Origin of the sequence: Cryobacterium sp. 10S3, from assembly GCF_034344045.1 — a bacterium.
Taxonomy (GTDB): Bacteria; Actinomycetota; Actinomycetes; order Actinomycetales; family Microbacteriaceae; genus Cryobacterium; species Cryobacterium glucosi.
The window spans coordinates 596,126-614,035 of record NZ_CP133773.1; the positions used below are offsets into that span (position 1 = coordinate 596,126).

Annotated in this window: 23 protein-coding genes, 2 pseudogenes and 1 other annotated feature; of the genes and pseudogenes, 8 read left to right on the forward strand and 17 right to left on the reverse strand. The window is 63.4% G+C overall.

Annotation, left to right across the window (positions count from 1 at the left end; genetic code table 11):
* Window positions 1-29: 29 nt before the first annotated feature.
* From RHM57_RS02735 to RHM57_RS02750, 4 genes and pseudogenes are all read right to left on the reverse strand, one after another.
* Window positions 30-416: pseudogene (locus RHM57_RS02735) on the reverse strand (GNAT family N-acetyltransferase).
* 42 nt (window positions 417-458) lie between these two features.
* Window positions 459-908, reverse strand: a complete 450-nt coding sequence (locus RHM57_RS02740; protein WP_322136300.1) for a hypothetical protein — start codon at window positions 906-908, stop codon at window positions 459-461.
* A 233-nt stretch (window positions 909-1,141) separates the two neighbouring features.
* Complete coding sequence (locus RHM57_RS02745) at window positions 1,142-2,815, reverse strand: formate--tetrahydrofolate ligase (RefSeq protein ID WP_322136299.1); 1,674 nt, start codon at window positions 2,813-2,815, stop codon at window positions 1,142-1,144.
* A gap of 622 nt (window positions 2,816-3,437) precedes the next feature.
* On the reverse strand, window positions 3,438-4,028 hold the full coding sequence (locus RHM57_RS02750; protein ID WP_322140684.1) for a helix-turn-helix domain-containing protein: 591 nt from the start codon (window positions 4,026-4,028) through the stop codon (window positions 3,438-3,440).
* A 102-nt stretch (window positions 4,029-4,130) separates the two neighbouring features.
* On the opposite strand from RHM57_RS02750, the gene RHM57_RS02755 reads away from it, so the two are divergent.
* The 6 genes and pseudogenes from RHM57_RS02755 (at window position 4,131) to RHM57_RS02780 (ending at window position 8,060) form a co-directional block, all read left to right on the forward strand.
* The gene (locus RHM57_RS02755) at window positions 4,131-4,337 is read left to right on the forward strand and encodes a hypothetical protein (protein ID WP_322189574.1); all 207 of its coding nucleotides are present in this window, start codon (window positions 4,131-4,133) and stop codon (window positions 4,335-4,337) included.
* A gap of 162 nt (window positions 4,338-4,499) precedes the next feature.
* Window positions 4,500-4,910 carry a hypothetical protein gene (locus RHM57_RS02760; protein ID WP_322136296.1) on the forward strand — a complete coding sequence of 137 codons (411 nt, stop codon included), beginning with the start codon at window positions 4,500-4,502 and terminating at the stop codon, window positions 4,908-4,910.
* Window positions 4,911-5,110: 200 nt separating this feature from the next.
* Window positions 5,111-5,392: a glutaredoxin domain-containing protein gene (locus RHM57_RS02765; RefSeq protein WP_322189575.1), complete on the forward strand. Its 282-nt coding sequence runs from the start codon at window positions 5,111-5,113 to the stop codon at window positions 5,390-5,392.
* 34 nt (window positions 5,393-5,426) lie between these two features.
* Window positions 5,427-5,792, forward strand: a complete 366-nt coding sequence (locus RHM57_RS02770) for a single-stranded DNA-binding protein (protein WP_322136294.1) — start codon at window positions 5,427-5,429, stop codon at window positions 5,790-5,792.
* Between the two features lie 71 nt (window positions 5,793-5,863).
* Window positions 5,864-6,229, forward strand: coding sequence for a hypothetical protein (locus tag RHM57_RS02775; RefSeq protein WP_322136293.1), 366 nt, complete (start codon window positions 5,864-5,866; stop codon window positions 6,227-6,229).
* A 619-nt stretch (window positions 6,230-6,848) separates the two neighbouring features.
* Window positions 6,849-8,060: pseudogene (locus tag RHM57_RS02780) on the forward strand (IS3 family transposase).
* Window positions 7,127-7,239, forward strand: a sequence feature (AL1L pseudoknot). Its footprint overlaps the pseudogene before it by 113 nt.
* 119 nt (window positions 8,061-8,179) lie before the next feature.
* On the opposite strand, the gene RHM57_RS02785 reads toward RHM57_RS02780, so the two are convergent.
* Window positions 8,180-9,103, reverse strand: coding sequence for a DNA-processing protein DprA (locus tag RHM57_RS02785; protein WP_322189576.1), 924 nt, complete (start codon window positions 9,101-9,103; stop codon window positions 8,180-8,182).
* Between the two features lie 422 nt (window positions 9,104-9,525).
* Here RHM57_RS02785 and RHM57_RS02790 point away from each other — a divergent pair, with 422 nt between their 5' ends.
* Window positions 9,526-9,891, forward strand: coding sequence for an ArsR/SmtB family transcription factor (locus RHM57_RS02790; protein WP_134558752.1), 366 nt, complete (start codon window positions 9,526-9,528; stop codon window positions 9,889-9,891).
* On the opposite strand, the gene RHM57_RS02795 is transcribed toward RHM57_RS02790, so the two are convergent.
* The gene (locus tag RHM57_RS02795; RefSeq protein WP_322189577.1) at window positions 9,864-10,049 is read right to left on the reverse strand and encodes a hypothetical protein; all 186 of its coding nucleotides are present in this window, start codon (window positions 10,047-10,049) and stop codon (window positions 9,864-9,866) included. The two genes, RHM57_RS02790 and RHM57_RS02795, sit on opposite strands and share 28 nt — an antisense overlap.
* A 36-nt stretch (window positions 10,050-10,085) precedes the next feature.
* Between RHM57_RS02795 and RHM57_RS02800 the strand changes: the two genes are divergently transcribed.
* Window positions 10,086-11,003: a cation diffusion facilitator family transporter gene (locus RHM57_RS02800; RefSeq protein WP_166790631.1), complete on the forward strand. Its 918-nt coding sequence runs from the start codon at window positions 10,086-10,088 to the stop codon at window positions 11,001-11,003.
* Window positions 11,004-11,043: 40 nt separating this feature from the next.
* On the opposite strand, the gene RHM57_RS02805 is transcribed toward RHM57_RS02800, so the two are convergent.
* From RHM57_RS02805 to RHM57_RS02855, 11 genes are all read right to left on the reverse strand, one after another.
* A complete protein-coding gene (locus RHM57_RS02805) occupies window positions 11,044-11,262 on the reverse strand; it encodes a helix-turn-helix domain-containing protein (RefSeq protein WP_322136291.1) in 219 nt (72 codons plus the stop codon).
* Window positions 11,263-11,276: 14 nt separating this feature from the next.
* On the reverse strand, window positions 11,277-11,702 hold the full coding sequence (locus RHM57_RS02810) for a recombinase family protein (protein ID WP_322136290.1): 426 nt from the start codon (window positions 11,700-11,702) through the stop codon (window positions 11,277-11,279).
* A complete protein-coding gene (locus RHM57_RS02815; protein ID WP_198413625.1) occupies window positions 11,629-11,871 on the reverse strand; it encodes an SHOCT domain-containing protein in 243 nt (80 codons plus the stop codon). The genes RHM57_RS02810 and RHM57_RS02815 overlap by 74 nt, the downstream gene beginning before the upstream one ends.
* Window positions 11,872-11,933: 62 nt before the next feature.
* Complete coding sequence (locus RHM57_RS02820; protein WP_322136288.1) at window positions 11,934-12,548, reverse strand: DUF3105 domain-containing protein; 615 nt, start codon at window positions 12,546-12,548, stop codon at window positions 11,934-11,936.
* 312 nt (window positions 12,549-12,860) lie between these two features.
* Window positions 12,861-13,073 (reverse strand): hypothetical protein, encoded by a 213-nt coding sequence (locus RHM57_RS02825; protein WP_134558755.1) that lies wholly within the window; start codon window positions 13,071-13,073, stop codon window positions 12,861-12,863.
* Window position 13,074: 1 nt separating this feature from the next.
* Window positions 13,075-13,359, reverse strand: coding sequence for a hypothetical protein (locus RHM57_RS02830; RefSeq protein WP_322136287.1), 285 nt, complete (start codon window positions 13,357-13,359; stop codon window positions 13,075-13,077).
* Complete coding sequence (locus tag RHM57_RS02835; RefSeq protein ID WP_322189578.1) at window positions 13,356-14,027, reverse strand: peroxiredoxin family protein; 672 nt, start codon at window positions 14,025-14,027, stop codon at window positions 13,356-13,358. Before RHM57_RS02835 ends, RHM57_RS02830 begins: the two co-directional genes overlap by 4 nt.
* Window positions 14,024-15,001, reverse strand: coding sequence for a cytochrome c biogenesis CcdA family protein (locus RHM57_RS02840; RefSeq protein WP_322140686.1), 978 nt, complete (start codon window positions 14,999-15,001; stop codon window positions 14,024-14,026). Before RHM57_RS02840 ends, RHM57_RS02835 begins: the two co-directional genes overlap by 4 nt.
* 110 nt (window positions 15,002-15,111) lie before the next feature.
* Window positions 15,112-16,191 (reverse strand): M56 family metallopeptidase, encoded by a 1,080-nt coding sequence (locus RHM57_RS02845; RefSeq protein ID WP_134558759.1) that lies wholly within the window; start codon window positions 16,189-16,191, stop codon window positions 15,112-15,114.
* Window positions 16,188-16,553, reverse strand: a complete 366-nt coding sequence (locus RHM57_RS02850; RefSeq protein WP_243013566.1) for a BlaI/MecI/CopY family transcriptional regulator — start codon at window positions 16,551-16,553, stop codon at window positions 16,188-16,190. Before RHM57_RS02850 ends, RHM57_RS02845 begins: the two co-directional genes overlap by 4 nt.
* A gap of 140 nt (window positions 16,554-16,693) precedes the next feature.
* On the reverse strand, window positions 16,694-17,287 hold the full coding sequence (locus tag RHM57_RS02855) for a DUF305 domain-containing protein (RefSeq protein ID WP_322136281.1): 594 nt from the start codon (window positions 17,285-17,287) through the stop codon (window positions 16,694-16,696).
* Window positions 17,288-17,910 lie beyond the last annotated feature (623 nt).

Sequence of the window (17,910 nt, forward strand, 5' to 3'; positions counted from 1 at the left end):
ACCTTCCATAATGGTCGGTGGCCCTGTTTTCAATCGGCGATACTGGCCCTATTTTCGGTCGGCGTTAACACGAAGTCGAGGCAAGCCGAAGCGGCCTCGGTTGCGTAGCCTCGTCCCTGCATCTTTGCCCGCACGTGGTAGCCGACCTCAAGTTCGGGTCGGCCGTTGACGGCCTGCCAGGTGAGGCCACAGTCGCCGACGAACTCACCCGCTTTCGTCTCGATGACCCACAAACCATAGCCACGCTCGAGGTAGTTGCGCTTGTTTCAGTCGATCCACCCCTGGGCCTCCTCGCGGCTCTTGGGTCGTGGGTAGTACTCCATTACGTCCGCGTCAGCCAGCATGGCGGCCATGTCATCGAGGTCAGCATCGGTCATGTTCCGAAAGGTCAACCGGTCTGAGTGAGGGAAGGACATGCTCCGACCATAGGAGGCATCCGTGCCCGAGGGAAAGGCCGACTAGGTCTTGAGCGGCTTCCAGCGTGGCACTTCCTGCACAGTACGCGGAGGCGCTTTTCTCAGCCGGGTCGAGGACCTGAAGTACAAGAACGCCAGTGATGCGTCGACCATCACGCTGATCGCGACGTTGAAGATCAACTCCGGTGGCCCTGTGGTCGCAACGACCACGCCATTGGCGGAGTTCAAAACAAACAGGGATCCGACGATGTACCCGGCTCGTGGCCGGGACGTCATCCTCCACCAGGCGCGGGGTGGTTCTATCGGTTCGCCCAATCCGCGGAAGGACCGCACCCCTCCGAAAATGAGCAGGATGCTCAGCGAGTTTGCCACCACGGCGTACAGCGGATTCGGCAACCTGAACGGCTGGATCGCAATTTCGATTGCGGCCAGCGCGATCACCCCGATAAGGATGTATGCGACCTTCCAACGCGTCTTACGCAGGCGAATCATGGCTTGAGCCTACTGGCGAGGACGATCGCCCCGGACCGCGCTTGACGTGAACACGCATAGGGATCAAGACGGGTGCCTCAGTACGACCGTTGCTGATATGAGGGCACCCAGGACACCTCTGTCATAAGGACCAAGCCGAATCACTATTCTCGAGTTGATGTCCTGGGATTCAGGTACTGGGCTCCCCGGACCTAAACACGGAGCGAGTTATCGCGCCCAAGTATGCACACGCATCAGTCGTTCTGCATGAGTCCTGCAATGCGTCCATCCGGAAGCAATCGGATGTTGCGCGAGGCGGGCACTCTTGGAAGCCCGGGCATGGTCAGTACGGATCCCGTCATCGGAATCAGGAATCCCGCCCCCGCCGAAAGACGAACCTCCCGGACCGTGATGATGAAGTTACGGGGGCGACCGGCAATTCTGGGGTCGTCAGTGAGGGAGAGGTGAGTTTTCGCCATGCAGATGGGGAGATTCGCGTAGCCCAACTCCGCGATTCGGGCGATGTCCATCTCAGCAGTCGGGGTGAACACCACATCGCTGGCGCCGTAGACCACCGTGGCGATCTTGCGGATCTTGTCGTGCGGGGAATCCGATTCGTTGTAAATGAACCGCGGCTGCGGAGGTGCCACGTCGGTGGGATCGACCACTTCGCTCACCACCCGGGCGAGATCCAGCGATCCTTCGCCACCGCGCGCGAAGCCGTCGGCTCGGGCGAATCGAACTCCGCGCTCAGCGACGGCTTCTTCGACCAGTAGAAGTTCCGACTCGGTATCGTTCGGGAAGAGATTGATCGCGACTATCGGCGTGAGGCCGAATGCGCTCGCCGTGGCGAGATGATGCTCGAGGTGTTGCAGTCCTTTGATGAGCGTGGCGGTATCTGGCTCACCGCAGATCGCGACCGGCGCGCCCCCGTGCATCTTGAGAGCCCGCAGTGTGGCCACGATGACGACGGCGCGTGGCCAGATCCCTGCGAGACGGCACTTGATATCGAGAAATTTCTCTCCACCGAGATCGAACCCGAACCCTGCCTCGGTGATCGCGTAATCGCCGAGCTTCATCGCGAGGCGTGTCGCGACCACACTATTGCAGCCATGCGCGATGTTGCCGAAGGGCCCGCAGTGCACGATCGCGGGGCCGCCCTCCTCGGTTTGCACCAGATTCGGTCGCAACGCGTCGCGAAGCACCACCGTCATTGCGCCCGAAGCCCGGAGGTCTCCTGCTGTGACTGCTTGCCCGGCATGTGTTCGCCCCACCACGATGCGAGACAGGCGGTCCTCCAGATCCTTTAGACCTGACGCGAGGGCCATGATCGCCATGATCTCGCTTGCCGCCGTGATGTCGAAGTGTTCCTGACGCGAGACGTCGTCGGTCTTGGGATCAATGCCAACAATGCTTCGCCGGAGAGCACGGTCGTTCATGTCGAGCGCGCGTCCCCAGGTGACCTGACCGGGATCGATCACGCCCCTGCCAGGGATCTCTTCTCGAAAGAAGATTGCGTTGTCGACGAGCGCCGACAGTAGATTGTGGGCGGTGGTGATCGCATGAATGTCGCCGGTGAAGTGAAGATTGATGTCGTCCGCGGGGGTGAGCGAGGCTCTGCCGCCTCCAGTGCCTCCGCCCTTCGCGCCGAACACCGGACCGAGTGATGGTTCCCGCAGAGCCAGAACGGCGTTCCGTCCCAATCGACGCAGACCCATCGCCAGGCTGATACACACCGTGGTCTTGCCCTCACCCGCAGGCGTCGGGTTAATCGCGGTAACGAGCACGAGTCGACCCTTGCCGTTCGCGGGGCGGTTGAGCAGGTCGAGCGACAGCTTTGCTTTTCCCCGACCATACGGCTCGAGGTCGTCAACTCCGAGACCCAGCTCATCCGCCAGTTCGGCGATGGTCTGGGGAGCGAATGGCATAGCCAAACGTTATCAACGCCGATTGTCAATGGCCAATTCGGATCATCAGGAGCTGGGGATGCACACCCGGGGCCAAACCTGGCCTTGCGAAAGGCATCCGTCGTGCGCACAGGAGCTCGACGCTCAGAGCACTCCACGAGCAGAACTAAGCCACAATTTTCAGCGCCTACTTGTACCGCGGTCGATGCGTGTGGATCGATACGGGCCTGTGACGCCCACATGCGTTTTGGACAAGATCGTCCGAACTTTGTGGCAAAATTCCGAGCAAACGTGCCACGCGACAGTGTGCCCCCAGGCAGATTCGAACTGCCGCCCCTGCCTCCGGAGGGCAAAACGAGCCCGGAGAACAGCGGGATTTCTGTCCGTATCCCAATGATTTACTGGCCACTTGGGTCATGCGGAGGTGATGGAATCACCTCGAAATTGCACCAATTGAAGTCAAATTGAAGTCACGCGGTAGGTCTCCGACACGCAGCATTTGAGGCTCCCTCCTAGGTAATGCGACGGTCCTCCCGTTGGTTGCTATTGCTGGGAAGCATTAGGCAGCGCGCTGTTGCCAGCCGAGGAACGCGTGGCGTATTTCGCCGAATACGCGGCGCAACTGGCAACCGTCCTGTTGGGTTCAACTGTCGAGATTCCATCCTGCTGATACTAGGTATGACGTGAGCTGGGCGATGCGGCGGTTGATGTCGTCGAGTCGTTGTTGGGTGGTGTCCCACGCCCGGCTCTCGTCGTCGAGGCCTCCAGGGGCGCTGAGCGCTGTTTCCACGGCCACATTGCTTGCGAGGCGTTTGCCTTCGCGGTGGAGGGCGTCGAGTTCGCGCATTGCTTGGAGTTGGGTGCGTTCGGAGCGTTCGTCGGTGGTGGTCCACCGGTAGGCTCCGTCGGTTTCGCCGGAGATCCAGGCGTCGAATTCGATAACGGTCATGCTGTCGAAGGCGTCGCTGAGGTTGGGGAGGTCGAGTTCGTTCGTTGGATTGCCGATGGGGGCCAGGAGGAAGAGTGGGGTGACGCCTAGGGCGTGTGCGATGTTGAGGAGCTGGCTGACGGCGAGGTCGGACTTCCGGCCGGCTTCGATGTTCTGCAGGATCGCTTCAGTGACATTACCGCCGGGGATCATGTCCGCGAGCTCCTTGGTGGTGCGGATGCCGCGGTGCTTGCGCACGGCTTGGATCCGGGTGCCAATGCTCGCCTCAGTGCGAAAATCTGTCATGCAGACAAGATACTATGCAAACCCTTGTCAAATGTTGGAAGTCGCCATATTGTGTTTTCAACATTGGAACAGCCGAATGGCTGTTATAGAGACAGGATGATTATGGACGACGACTATATCCTCCCGGCCACCGTGGGCGAGATCACCGGATTGAAGGTGGGCGCTCTGGCTCAGCTGCGCTATCTGGGGCGGGGGCCCCGGTTCTACAAGCCCACACCCCGCACGGTGCTCTACAAAAGGTCCGAGGTACTCGCTTGGGTCGAGGCCAGCGCCACGACCAGCACGTCGGATCCGGTCCGCAGCCGCTAACCGGCCTCACGTCACCGAAGCCGACGCCGGTGACGTGGAAGGGCCCCGGGTGGCCGCCCGGGGCCCGAGATCGTCACCAGCAGAGGAGTCGATCCATGCACATGCTATCGAGCACCTCCGACACTGCACTGGCGTCGCCCCGTGAATTGCGGTGAGGGCCCGGTGGGCCTGTTCGCGGCGAAGAACGCGGTCCTGGTCGCTGCCCGGTTGGGACTGGGAAACACGGCGACCCGGTTGCTGCTGCACATGGCCTTGGAATGCTGGGACGACGCCGACAACCCGGGCGAGCAGCCTCCGCGACGCTATTTCGGCGGACGGGAGTCCTCGGCGATCGCACTTGGGTTCGTGGCGCCATCGAACGCATCCACGCCCGCTCATCGGGCCGTCAAGCGTGCGGTGAAGGAACTAGTCGACGCGGGCGTCATCACTCGCCTCAGATCCGGGGGAGTCGGTATGACCGCCGAGTTCGAATTGAACCTGAACAGCGCCAAACCTCCGGCCCCGCACCGCACCTATCCCGAGATCGACCTTTTCCCCGAGGACCCGCTAGGGGGTCGGAAATTTGCCCCCTGAGGGGGACCAATTAGTTGCCCCCTTAGGGGACCAAAAAGTTGTCAATTCGGGGACCAATTATTGGCCCCCTTAACAGTAAAGAACAGGAAGAACAGAACAGAAGCAGTATGCGCGCGCGAGACCAGCCTGTGGATAACTCCGCTGGCACCTCATGACTTGACGCCAAAGGCACACCGAGATGGTTCGACAAGGAGAACACCATGAACGGCATCGTCACCGTCTACAGCAAGCCTGGCTGCGTGCAGTGCGCCGCCACCGTCCGCAAGCTCACCCAGCACGCCATCGACTTCACCCTCATCGACGTCGCGCAGGACCCGGTCGCGCTCGAGTATGTCACGGGCCTCGGTCACGTCCAGGCGCCCGTCGTAGAGGCGCCAGGGGTGTCCTGGAGCGGATACAGGCCCGACCTAATCAACTCTCTCAGAACGCGTCTCGACCTCTCAAACGGCGAAATTCGGCCCACCCGGTCCGACTCCAAGTAGTACCCACGCACCGCCAATCGTGAAGGAGCACACCATGTCCATACGCACTATCACCGGCAACCTGGCAGCCGATCCGGAGGTCGTACCGGCCGGATCGATCCTGGTCACGAAGTTCCGGGTGATCGAGAACACAGGCGAGTACCGTGCCGGCGCCTGGCACGCGCACGAGGCGGCGACGACGCACTTCGTCGAGGCCCGGTTCGAACTCGGCGAGAACGTCGCCGCGACCCTGCACCGGGGCGATCCGGTCGTGGTCGTCGGCCGTGAACACACCGAGATCTGGGGCGGTCCCGAAGCCCGGCGCTCCGGCCGTGTTCTGCAGGCGGATGTCGTCGGACCCGATCTGAACCGTGCCGTCGCCCAGGTTCGCCGTACCCGCACACCCGACACTGACGAGTAATGACGCTCAAGAAGACCTGCGGGTGGGCGGGCTGTGCAGTCCGCACGCCCCAATCTGTGAAGGAGATTCTGATGGACATCAGCGCCGAGAGCGCGCAACTGATCAGCGCCGAGCAACTCCGCCGGGCCGCCCGCGAACTCGCTCACAGCACCCGAACTGTTGAGCATCCGGGGGACTCCTACGAGTTGCTCGGCCGGCTGATGAACGCCCAATGCTTGCTGGGGCAGGTGTTCGAGCAGCTCGCCACCTGGCACGCAGGCACCCAGGATGGTATCCAATACGACGGTGAAGACGGTCGCGGTGCCGGACAGGTCGCCGGCGTGATCCGGGCCGAGCTGGCCCTCCGGGACGCCGCGGACCTCGCGGACAAGGCCGACGACGCCGTGATGCTGGCGCTGACTGCGAACGGCGTCATCCGCTGGTACGACTACTCCTAGACCCGCTCCGGAGGCCTCCGAAGCGGGTCTGCAGGGTGATTTCGGCGCACGAATTCCGGGCAGGAATCGGCGGTCTGGGAGGTCGGTTTTTGGGGCTGCCTATTCGTTTGGGTATTCGTTTGGGTATTCGTTGAGAGCGAATACCCAAACGAATAGGTATGGGGCCTCTTTCCCTGTCCCACCGCGACCCCCTCGCTGCGCTCGCTTCCCAACCCCCCACACCCAACGGCTTTGTGTGGGGGGTTGGGAAGTAAAGGGGTAGTGGTGGGACAGGGAAAGAGGAAGAAGTGTATGAGAGAGATAGGTAAGAGAAAAAACAAAAAACAAAAAACAAAACTAAGTACAAAAAACAAGAACAAGGAACAAGGAAAACAGGACGAGCTAGGTCAGAAAATCAGGCGTTTCAGAGCGGACGGAGATTGCGACGATGGTGCAGTGGACAGACCGTGACGAGGCAATGGTCAACTGGCTACTGGTCGTGCGACTGGCAGAAATGGATGCAATCCGCTGGGCCCTCGGGGCACTGTCCGGGTCCGGGGTTCCCGTGGGCACTGAAGGCACAGCAGTGTTGCGCCCCGGGTTTAATGGAGGTTCTTGATCCCTTGGAAGGTTGAGAATCATGACTCCACATCGGAAATATCCGGACGAGTTGCAAGAGCGAGCGATCCGGTTGGTCCTGGATTCCCGTGACGAGCCGGGCGGACGTCGAGGCACGTGCGCCCGGGTGAGCCAGCAGTTGGGCATCTCGTCGGAGACGTTGCGGAAGTGGGTCGCCCAGGTCGAGATCGACGAGGGCACCCGCCCGGGCGTGCCGACCGACGCCACGGCCCGGCTGGCCCAGCTCGAGCGGGAGAACAAAGAGTTGCGGCGGGCGAACGCGATCTGGCGGAGCGCGTCGGCTTTCTTGGCGGCGGAGCTCGACCGCCCCGAGATCAGGTAGTTATGTTCATCGACGAGAAGAAGAGCGAGTTCGGGGTCGAGCCGATATGTGGGAGTTGCAGGTCGCCCCGTCCAGCTACTACGCGGCAACGTCCCGGCCGCCATCGAAACGGTCCGTGTCCGATGAAGTGACCGCCGCCCGGATCCACGCCGTCCATAAGGACAACTACGGGGTCTACGGGGCCCGGAAGGTGCACGCGCAACTCCACCGCGACGGGCACCCGGTGGCCCGCTGCACCGTCGAACGCCTGATGCGCCGCGAGGGCCTGCGCGGGGTGCGACGCTCGAAAGGCCCCCGGACTACGATTCCCGGGCCCCTCGCGGAGCGCCCCGAGGACCTCGTCAAACGGCACTTCACCGCGCCGGCACCGGCATGCCTCTGGGTGGCGGACATCACCTACATCCGCACGGCTGGGTCTACGCCGAGTTCGTGCTCGACGTGTTCTCCCGCCGGGTGGTTGGCTGGCAACTGTCGACCTCCCTCCACACAGACCTCGCCCTCGACGCCCTTGAGATGGGTTTCTGGACCCGCCGCCGCGCCGGCCGGGACCTGTCCCAGCTCGTGCATCACTCCGACCGCGGCGTCCAATACCGGGCGATTCGCTACACCGAACGCCTTGCCGACCGCGAGGCCGTGGCCTCGGTCGAGTCCAAGGGCGAGAGTTACGACAACGCGATGGCCGAAGCCTTCAACTCGCTTTTCAAAGCAGAGCTGATCCGGAACCTCGGGCCCTGGCAGAGCATCGACGTCCTCGAGTTCGCCGTCGCCGAGTACATCGACTGGTTCAACAACCGCCGACTCCACGGCGAGATCGGCCTGATCCCGCCCGTCGAAGCTGAGACAAACTTCTACTCACACCCGGACATCACACCGATGAAACGGGCCCAATAGAGCCTCTACAAAACCCGGGGCTTGCCACAGTGGGTCGTCCGGCTCGAGGGCGCGGGACTGGTGGAGCCGGCCCGGCCGACGTACCGGGACTCCTCAATCGTGTGACCAACGTGCGAAGGTTAGAGCCAGTCGGCGTCGTGCTGACTCGTGACTACACTCGCACCGAATTCGCTGGCGAGGAGCTGGTAGCCGGCCACCGTCGAGTCTGACCCCGACCCGGGCACTGCACCGAGGGGACGGCCTAGCTCGACCGCGTACTCGGCCGCAGTGAGAGCATCGGATGAAACGCTTGCTTCGACGACGATGGTCTTCGACGACACGGCGGCCATCAGCTGGCCGCGCCGAGCGAACTGCCACCAAATCGGCGTCGCCCCCGGTGGCACCTCACTGATGACGGCACCGCTCTCTGCGACGTCGTCGAGGAGTGCGCCGCGGTCAGAGGGGAAGCGGGTGTTGACGCGGCCGGCGAGTACGGCGATCGGGTGCCCGCCGGACGCGACGGCCGAGGCCAGGGCGGCGTGGTCGATGCCGCGGGCAGCACCGGACACGATCGCATACCCGCGGGCCCCGAGCCCGGACGCTAAGTCAATCGCCATGTGACGCCCGTACCCGGTCGAGTCGTGATCCCCGGTCACCAGAACGCTCCGCATCGAGAGCACCGCAGGGTCGCCGCGCACCCACAGAATCAGTGGCGACGCCAGACGTAGGTCCTCGAGCTGGACCGGCCAGTCAGGGTGGGACGGGGTGAGCACGTGGTACCCGGACTCGGCGCTGGCTCGGATGCTCTCAACGGCCGCCGCACGGTCAAAGCACGCCCGGAGCTGCGCGCGGAGCCCGGAAATGCCGAAACCCACCACCGCACTGTTGGGCCCGTCCACGAGTAGCTCCAGGGCTGGCTCGGCCCCGATTGCAGCGACGAGGGCGCCGACGCGGGGGTCTCCGGGTTCGGCCAGGGCAGCCCAGATAATCCGGGCGGCTGTGTCCCGGGTTAGGGAAGTGCTGGTTGTGGTGCTGAGTGTTTCGACAACGCTGGTGTACGTCATGATCTCGCTCCCTCTGGTCAACCGACAATTTTGTTTGCCTTCCGGCGAGAGAATCGATAGCGAGCGAGAGAGCCGGAGTGCCCAGAATTTCGGGCGAAATAAGGGAGCTTGCGACCGCGCCCGAAAATCTGGGAACGCAGGATCGAAGCGAGCTACGATCGGCAGCCGAAAGGTCAACAAAACAAGAAAAACCCGGCCGCGCAGCGGCTCCGATCAAGTCGTCCGGGCGGCCGTGGCCGCTTCTAAGGGAGTCGTCTGGCGCGCATTCGCTCCCTCTTCTCAAGGGTTCAGCAATCGAAAGGGCGCGACGAAAAGCAACTCAACGGCGTAGCAAATCACTCGCCCCGTCGGCGCGAAGCCGTTGACTTATATATCGAAACATTTTGTTGGCCACTCGGGACTCATCGTGCAATAATCTGCGTATGGATGCAGATAAGCAGATTTGTGGCCGCGAACCCGACAGCCAGTTCGTGGAGCTCGCGGTCGAAGTATTCGGCATGCTGGCTGACGCCACCCGCGTGCGGATAATTCTTGGTCTGCGCAACGGTGAGCTGTCCGTGAATCAACTGGCGGATGCTGTCGACAAGTCGCCGGCAGCCGTATCTCAACACCTGGCCAAACTCCGCCTGGCGCGGATGGTCACCACTCGCCACGAGGGGACCCGAGTGTTCTACAGGCTAGAAAACGAGCACGCGAGTCAGCTCGTGTCGGATGCTATCTTCCAAGCGGAACACACCCTGGGAGGCACCCCTCGTCATCATCACACCCGGGACGAGGCCAGCGCATGAATACCCCGCACCTGCATCCACATGAGGATGATCGTCCGCGTGACGCCCAAGCCCAATCCCACGAGCACGAGCATGACCATGACCATGACCATGACCATGACCACGACCACGACCATGACCACGACCACGACCACGACCACGACCACGACCACGAGCATCCGACCGGGTTCACAGGGTTCTTATACGGGCTTTTCGTGCCTCACAGCCACGATGCCGCAGACTCGATCGATGACGCATTGGAGGCAAGTACCCAGGGAATTCGAGCGGTCAAAATCAGCCTGTTCATCCTCCTCGGCACGACCATACTGCAGTTCGCGGTTGTACTCGCGAGCGGTTCAGTGGCGCTGCTTGCCGACACGATTCACAACTTCTCTGACGCCTTAACCGCAATACCTTTATGGATCGCGTTCATCCTCGGACGGCGCATTGCGTCCCATCGCTACACGTACGGTTATGGGAGGGCCGAGGATCTCGCTGGCCTCTTCATCGTCGGCGTGGTTGCCCTTTCGGCCGTCGTAGCTGCGTGGCAGTCGATCGACCGCCTCTTCCACCCCCAGCCCCTGCACAACCTGTGGTGGGTGTTGGCCGCCGGCCTGATCGGCTTCGCCGGCAATGAGATCGTTGCTGTGTACCGCATACGCGTGGGACAGCAGATCGGGTCTGCGGCCCTTGTCGCCGACGGCGTGCACGCTCGGATCGACGGGTTCACTTCCCTTGCCGTGGTTGTTGGTGCGCTCGGGGTGATGCTGGGTTTCCCGCTCGCCGATCCAATCGTCGGGCTGGTAATTTCCGCGGCGATTATCGTTTTGCTCTGGGGGACAGTGCGAAGCATTGGACGCCGCATCATGGACGGTATTGAACCGGAACTCGTGGACCGAGCCCGTTCGGCACTAACCAGCACTCCCGGCGTTTTGGACGTTTCGACAGTCCGGCTGAGATGGGTGGGGCACCGCCTTCACGGCGAGGGGTGCATCGTGGTCGCCGATACGTCCTTGTCCGTGGCGGAACGCGTTGCCGACGCCGCCCAACACCGCCTGAAGCGAACGATGGCGAATGTAGATCATTTTGCGATCCAAACGGTCACTGCGGGATCGCGGCCTGTGGAGAGGTAGGGCACGAGTATCTCACCTGGATTGACCCACGACTACCGCGTCAATGCTGGATGTCGTTGATCCGGCGGTAGAGCGTGGAGCGGGACATGCCGAGACTACGGGCCACCTGTGAGGGGTGTTCGCCGGATTCGATGAGTTGGAGAGCGGTCCGGATTTGTTGTTCGGTGAAGGTCGCCCTGCGGACGACGCGGCGCGTGCCAGAAGGACGTCGTTTGAAGACGCTGTCTCGGATGCGTGCCCGTGCGACCTCGAATTCCATACCAGCGAGAGCTGTCAGGACTGTGAGGACAGCGGTCGCGTCGAGGGTGCTGGCTTTGTCTGGGGCTCGGTGATGTCGAGAACTCGGAATCCGGCCCCGCTCGCCCGCAGCCTCTCCGCAATCGTCAGGAGGTCGGGAGTGGATCGACCTAGGCGGCTCAAGGTGGTGATGATAAGGGTGTCTCGCTTCTGGAGGGCGCCGATGGCGTGGTCCAACTGGGACTGCTCCGTGCGAAAACCACGGTCGACATACAGGTCCTCTACACGAACGCCCACAGCGACGAGGGTACGTTCCTGATGGTCGACCTTCTGGTCTCGCGGTATTACTCGGGCGTACCCGATCAATGTGCCCACGATCGTCGCTCCGCTAACCGCCGTTGAGGGTTTCGCGGCGCTGTCGATATTCGTTTTCGTCGATCTCACCGCGGGCGTAACGTTCATCCAGGATTGTTCGAGCCGAGCTGTGTCCGGCCGTCTTGCCCTGCTCGGGGCGATCTCCACGGAAGAGACGGTAGACGACGAAAGCCAAGGCGACGATGCCCCCGATTGCGAATATCCACGCAAAGATCATCCACGGTCCTGTCCAGCCCATTCCGCCGTATCCCATCATGGTGTGCTCACTTTCTCGTGACGTTTAATCGTGGATTTGGTGTTCACTGGCGGCGCCGCACGTCAGAACAACTTGCCCGGTCCGTCCAGGCCTCCGGTGCAGGGGGAGCCGGGTTCTGGAGCAGTTGCGGCGCCCCGGTACTTGGCGATGAATGCCGCGAGTCGGGGATCGGCCGGGTCGCTGATGTCGAGCTGCGTGCCCCATGCCGATGCGACGATCGACGACGGGAGACCGGCGAATGGAGACAGGATCGCGTATGTCGATGGGATCTCTTTGCGCAGAGCTGCGAGCTGATCACCCCTCACTTTTGAAGCGTCGTAGGTGACCCACACGGCGCCGTGCTCGAGCGAGTGCACTGCGTTTTCGTTGGGGACGTTGTCGGAATACACGCCACAGTTCAGGAGCGTGACGGAGTGGTCTCCGCCCACCGGTGGCAGCGGATTGTATTTCACCGTGCCGGTGACGTGCTGGGAGGTCTGGTTCGGGAAGGTTTGTACGCCGTCAACGGATGTCGGTGCTGCCGCGTTCTTGGGGGCGCCGCTGGTTGTGACGACGAGGACGATGACGAGCACGACGATCCCTGTAGCGGACCAGGCTGCGGCGATTCCGATCTTTCGGTTCCGTTTCGCTTTTGATTGTTCGCGCTTGAGGGTGGCGACTTTTTCTGCCCGGCGCACGGCTCGTTGCTGTTTGACTGTTGCGGGCGCGGATTCGCGACCTCCGCCAGCTGAGTGGTCGTCCGAGTGTGGGGGTGTTTCACGAGCCATGTCAGCGGTCCTTCGGTTCAGGTGAAATATACCCGACGGTGACCTGTAACGACTTGAGTTCGGCTCGGGCGGCCTGAATGTCCGCCTGGACGTCCGTCGCCGGCTTAGAGCAGCACCCGGCGTCACCCGGGGCGGTTCGGCTGCGCAGCATGGGGCGCATGCAGAACCGCCAGGTCAGAGCCGCGGCAACGACGGTCGCGACCAGGGAGATCAGAATGGGGATCACGCGGTCGGTCCGGTACCGGGGTGGCGATCATCGAATGCCGCGGCCTGTGGACGAAGGGCGGCCACTTCGGCGCGCAGGCGGGCGAGTTCTTGTTCTTCGGGACCGTCGACGGTTTTACCGTGGCCGCGTCCGCGCATCATGAACCACATCATCAGGCCCATTCCGACGGGGCAGATAAGGGCGGGGAGGATATAGAGGAATTGCTGCATGTCAGGATCCTTCTGGTTGTGTTGATTCGGTGGTTTCGAGCATGGTGGTGAATTTTCGCCGGAGGGCGCGGGTAGATAGGCGCCCGTGCGCGATCAGCCGGCCGTTGGCGACGAGCCCGGGGGTGAAGGCCAGGCGCTGTTCACGGGCGATCGCACGACCGGTGTCGCTGTTCACGTCGACCTCGTCGATCTGGAGGGGGAATTCGGCGGACAGTTCGGCCAGCACTCGTTTTCCCGCGATACAGGAGGGGCAGTCGCTTTGAGTGAGCAGGGTCAGGGCGATCATGAGGTGGTATCGGTCTTCAGGTCGAGGAGGAGTTGGTCGACGGGCACGAACATGGTGTATTTCGGAGCCCCGCCGTAGTCGGCGCGCCACTTGATGGTGCCGTCGGGGCCGACGAGGATGAAGCTGTGTCCATCGGTGCTGGTGCCCATCATGCCGAATTCGTTGGCGTGGTACTTTTTCGAAGTGACCAGGTCGGGGTCGGACAGGACCGGAGTTTTCAGGCCCATGTCGGTGGTTTTCCGAGCGATCTGCTGGGCCGGGTCGGTTGTGATGGACACGACGGCGTCGATTCCCGCGGCCTGGAGCTTCGCGGCGTCCGTTTCCAGGCTGGTGATCTGCGTCCAGCATGGTTCGCAGGCCAGGCCCTCCTGAAAGAAGAGCAGCACGTTTTTGCCGGAGTAGTCGGCCAGGGACACCTGTCCGCCGGAGTTGTCGGCGAGGGTGAATCCGGGTGCGACCTGACCGATGCCGGGGGTTCCGACGTCGTACGACGACTGCGTCGTCGTACCGGCGGCTGCCGTCTTCGGGGTGTTCGCGCTGGCGAAGACGCCGTATAGCCCGGCGAGGACGATACCGGCAATCAGCAGCCCGGTGATCCAGCCGAACCAGCCGGGGCGGCGCGATCGGGCTGCGGGAGCCTTTTGCGTGTTTTTGGGGGCGGAACTCATTTGGTGGTGTCCTGTCCTGTGCGTGCGGGGGTTTCGAGGGCTGCATCGCTGCAGCAGCTGGATTCAGAGTCGGCGGACCGAGCCGGCCCGTCGGGTGTTGCCAAGGTTGGTTCCGGGGGCTTTGGCTCGGTGTGGCGGGTGGCGCGCCACACGAAATAGCCGCCGGAGGCAACCAGCGCGATCGCCACGGCCCAGCCGGGAAGCCAGCCGAGGGCCTTGGTCGCGACGGAGACACTGTGTTGGAGGTCGGCGCCGAACTGGGCGAGCCAGCCGCCTGAGGTCATGCCGGGTCCGACCGCGGCCTGGATATAGGTGAGGATGGCCATCACGGTGAGTAGCACGGCGGAGGCGAAGCTGCCGACGGCGAGGCGGCGGCGGTACCGGCCCAGGTGCAGGGTGATCTGGCGTCCCTGAAGCCACTTGCTTGAGCCCCAGTCCCTGCGGTCCCAGACCAGCGCCAGGACGGCGAGGGGGGCGACCATTCCGGCCACATAGGTGAGGCCAACGGCCAGTGCCGCGGGGAACGAAGCCGTTGCGCCGGAGAGGACCGCTACGCCGATCAGTACCGGAGCGCAGCACGAGCTGGCCGCGCCGGAGAACACTCCGAGTCCGTAGACCGAGGCGAGGCCGTGACCGGCGGGAACGCGGCGGGCGAGCATCGGAAGCTGCAGCTTCCAGCCGAACAGCATTGCGATTCCTCCGATCAGCATTGCCGTGGCGGCGATCGTGAAGACGATCGCGTGCTGGCCGGAGATCAGGCCGATCAAGGCCGTTGCTCCCAAACCGATCGGCACGATGATGGTCGCGACCCCGGCAGCGAAGACCAGGGTCGCTCCCACGATGCCGGAACGCCGACGCATGCCCGACGCCAAGTAGGCGGGCAACATCACCGATACGCAACAGGGCGCGAGCAGGGCAACCAGGCCCCCCAGGAAGGCGGCGAGCAGAGTGCCGCCGAACAGTAGATTTTCCATATATTCGTCGCCTTCACTCGGGCCGCGTCCTGCGCGGACATTCACCTATCCTCCTAAGGAGATTAGGTGATTGTGAAGCGATTGTCTAGCTGGCGTGCCGAAGCTGGGAGTCAGCTGGAGAAGCGACCCTCGTCCATGCTGTCGACGGCACACGGGGTGTGCATGGTGGGAGTTGCCGGCGCGGGCGCGCTGCCGGATCTTGGAGAAAGGGATGCCGACAGGCTGGTTGCCGGCTCAGCGGGGCAAAACGCGTGATCTGCGCTTGTGACGGCCGGCCAGCCGAGGGCCAGTCCGGGCGCGATCAGCAGGAGCGCGATCGCTACCGACACCGCACACACAGGGAAGCGGCCCACTGACTGGCGCGGAGGAAGGAGCCGGCGAACCCGGGCCGCAGCCCCAGGTCCTGCCGCTCCGAGTGCGACGGCCGGCACCGCGTGCGGGGGCACGGCAACGACGGCCAGGAGCGCTGCCGCAACCGTGAGCCGGTGCGTTCGTTCAGCCGCGACATCATCGGCACGAAGTTCGACCAGGCGGGCCGTCTCGCGCGCGGCCAGCTGGAAAGGCGGGAGCCTCAGAAACGCTTGGGACAGTGCCACGGAGAAGGCCAGGGCGAGGTCATGCCGCTCAGCGAGGTGTGCGCGCTCGTGCGCCAAAACCGCGACGAGTTCTTCGTCCGTCAAGGCATGCAGTGCGGCCGTGGTGACGACGGTGCGCCGGTGGATTCCCGGCATGCAGTAGACGGCCGCTTCCGCCGATTCGAGGATGACGATGTCGCGATCGGCATCCGGGCGCCCGACCATGTCGAGAACGCGACGATGTGCATTGCGCTCTCGGGACATCCGGGCGCCCGTAGAGGCCAGGCCCCAGAAACTGCGGGTGACAACAGTGCCAGCCAGCAGCGCCCCGCCGATACCGACGGCGGCTCCGGTCGGTGTCGAATACTGCTGCTGCAGCGCCATTGCGCAGGATTGCAGGACCTCGATTGGGCCCTTCCCGCCGAGGCCGGCGATCGGAATCGCAAAGGACAGGCCGGCGAGGGCGAGAGAACCCACGACCGCGACCGTCAGGGCCTGCCAGGTTGCGATAGCCAGCCGGGGGGCGCGATCAACCCAGTTCGCTCGCAGCAGGAGTGGGGGTGCGGCGACGGAGAGCGTGATCGCGTAGAGGGTCAGGGTGATCGCGACAATCACGGCTGCGGCTCATTCTCATGCGCAGCGGCCAGCAGCCGGCGGAGTTCTGCTGCTTCGTCGTTGGGCATTTCGTCGACGAAGCCTACGAGTGCTGCCGCCCGGTCGTCGGCGAAGGACAGCGCCTCGCGGATGAGTCCTGACACGTAGTCGTCCCGGGTGGCGGCGGGACCATAGCGGAATGCGCGGCCGTCCCGTTCCTTGCTGAGCCAGCCCTTGCGGTTAAGGATCTCGGTGACCGTTTGCACGGTGTTGTAGGCGAGCCCGCGATTGAGTCGGTCGAGGATTTCCCGTACCAGGAGCGGGTTCTCGGCCTGCCAGACCTCGTTCATGATCGCGTTTTCCAGATCACCGAACTTCGCCATGGTCGAGCCCCTTCAAAGTGTTGGTGTAACTCGCGAACGGACCAGAAAATGAAGGTCAATCTAATCCTAGTCACCTAAGGGAATTAGGCGCCCGGGGCCGCGGAGCGCCGATGACGCTCCGCGGCCTGTTGGCGGGGCGGTTACAGGGTGGCGAGGATGTCCTGCATCTGCTTGATCTGCGCCGTCTGGTCGGCAATGATCTTCGTGGCCAGCGCCTGTGCTTCCGGGTTCTGCCCGTCCTTGAGCTCGACGTTGGCCATGTCAATCGCGCCCTGGTGGTGCTGGATCATCTGCTCAAGGAACAGCTTGTCGGCGGCCGGGCCGGTCGCGGCGTCCAGTGCGGCCATGTCGCCATCGGTCATGGAACCGGAGCTCATGTCCATTCCAGGCATGTTGGTGGCGGTCGCACCCCAGGCCGTGACCCAGGAGTTCATCATCGTGATCTCCGGCCCTTGGGCTGCCTTGATCTGCTCGGCGAGAGCGGTGACACGAGGATCGACCCCGGTCTTGTCGAGCATGGTCTGGGCCATGGTGATCGCCTGCTGGTGGTGGTCGACCATCGGCATGGCGAACGAGACGTCGGCATCGTTGAACACCGCCGTCGATGCGGCGGGGGCGGAGGATGCGGATGTACTGGCGCCGCCGGCCGTGGTGGCGCCAGCCGAGCACGCGGACAGGGCGATTGCCGCGGCTAGCGCGGTGGCGGCCAGGAGGGGAAGGCGAAGGGAAATCATGGGAGTCCAATCTGTCAGACAGGGGGGGAATCTGGTCCACGAGGGGAGATCCGGAGGTTAGGAAGGTGCTCGCGGGCAGAGCGAGTCACGGAAAAGTCGGGAACGGAGAGTGTGCGCCCGTGCCGGGTGCAAACGCGCTGCTGGCCGTTGATCAGACGCGACTGATCGACAGGACTGTCAGCGAGGGTGGTCGCTGTAGAGGCAGGCGCCGCGCCAGAGCGGGAACTGCGCGCTCAGCAGGGCGGTCAACAACGATGGGAATTGCGTGTTGGGCTGCAGAATTGGGGGAGTGCGCGATAGGGCCGGCAGTACAGGCGGACCCTGTCATGAGGCAATCGGCGGTGCACATGCCGAGACACGTCGACGGCAGGTTCGACGTCCCGTGGAAAGAGGCCAATTCCGAATCGAGTTTTGAGTCCTCGGTGCTTGCGGCTGAAGGGTCTGAATGCGCAGCAAGCATGGCGTGGGCATTTGGTGAGGCTTCGGATTCGACCGCCATTTCCGCATGCATCGCCACCAAGCCGAAGACAACGGCTGCAAGGGAGAGGATTCCGAGGAGCGCACGGCGCAGCCGCGCGGCCGATAATGCGCGCACACGTGCCTGGGCGTCCACCACGCTGTCC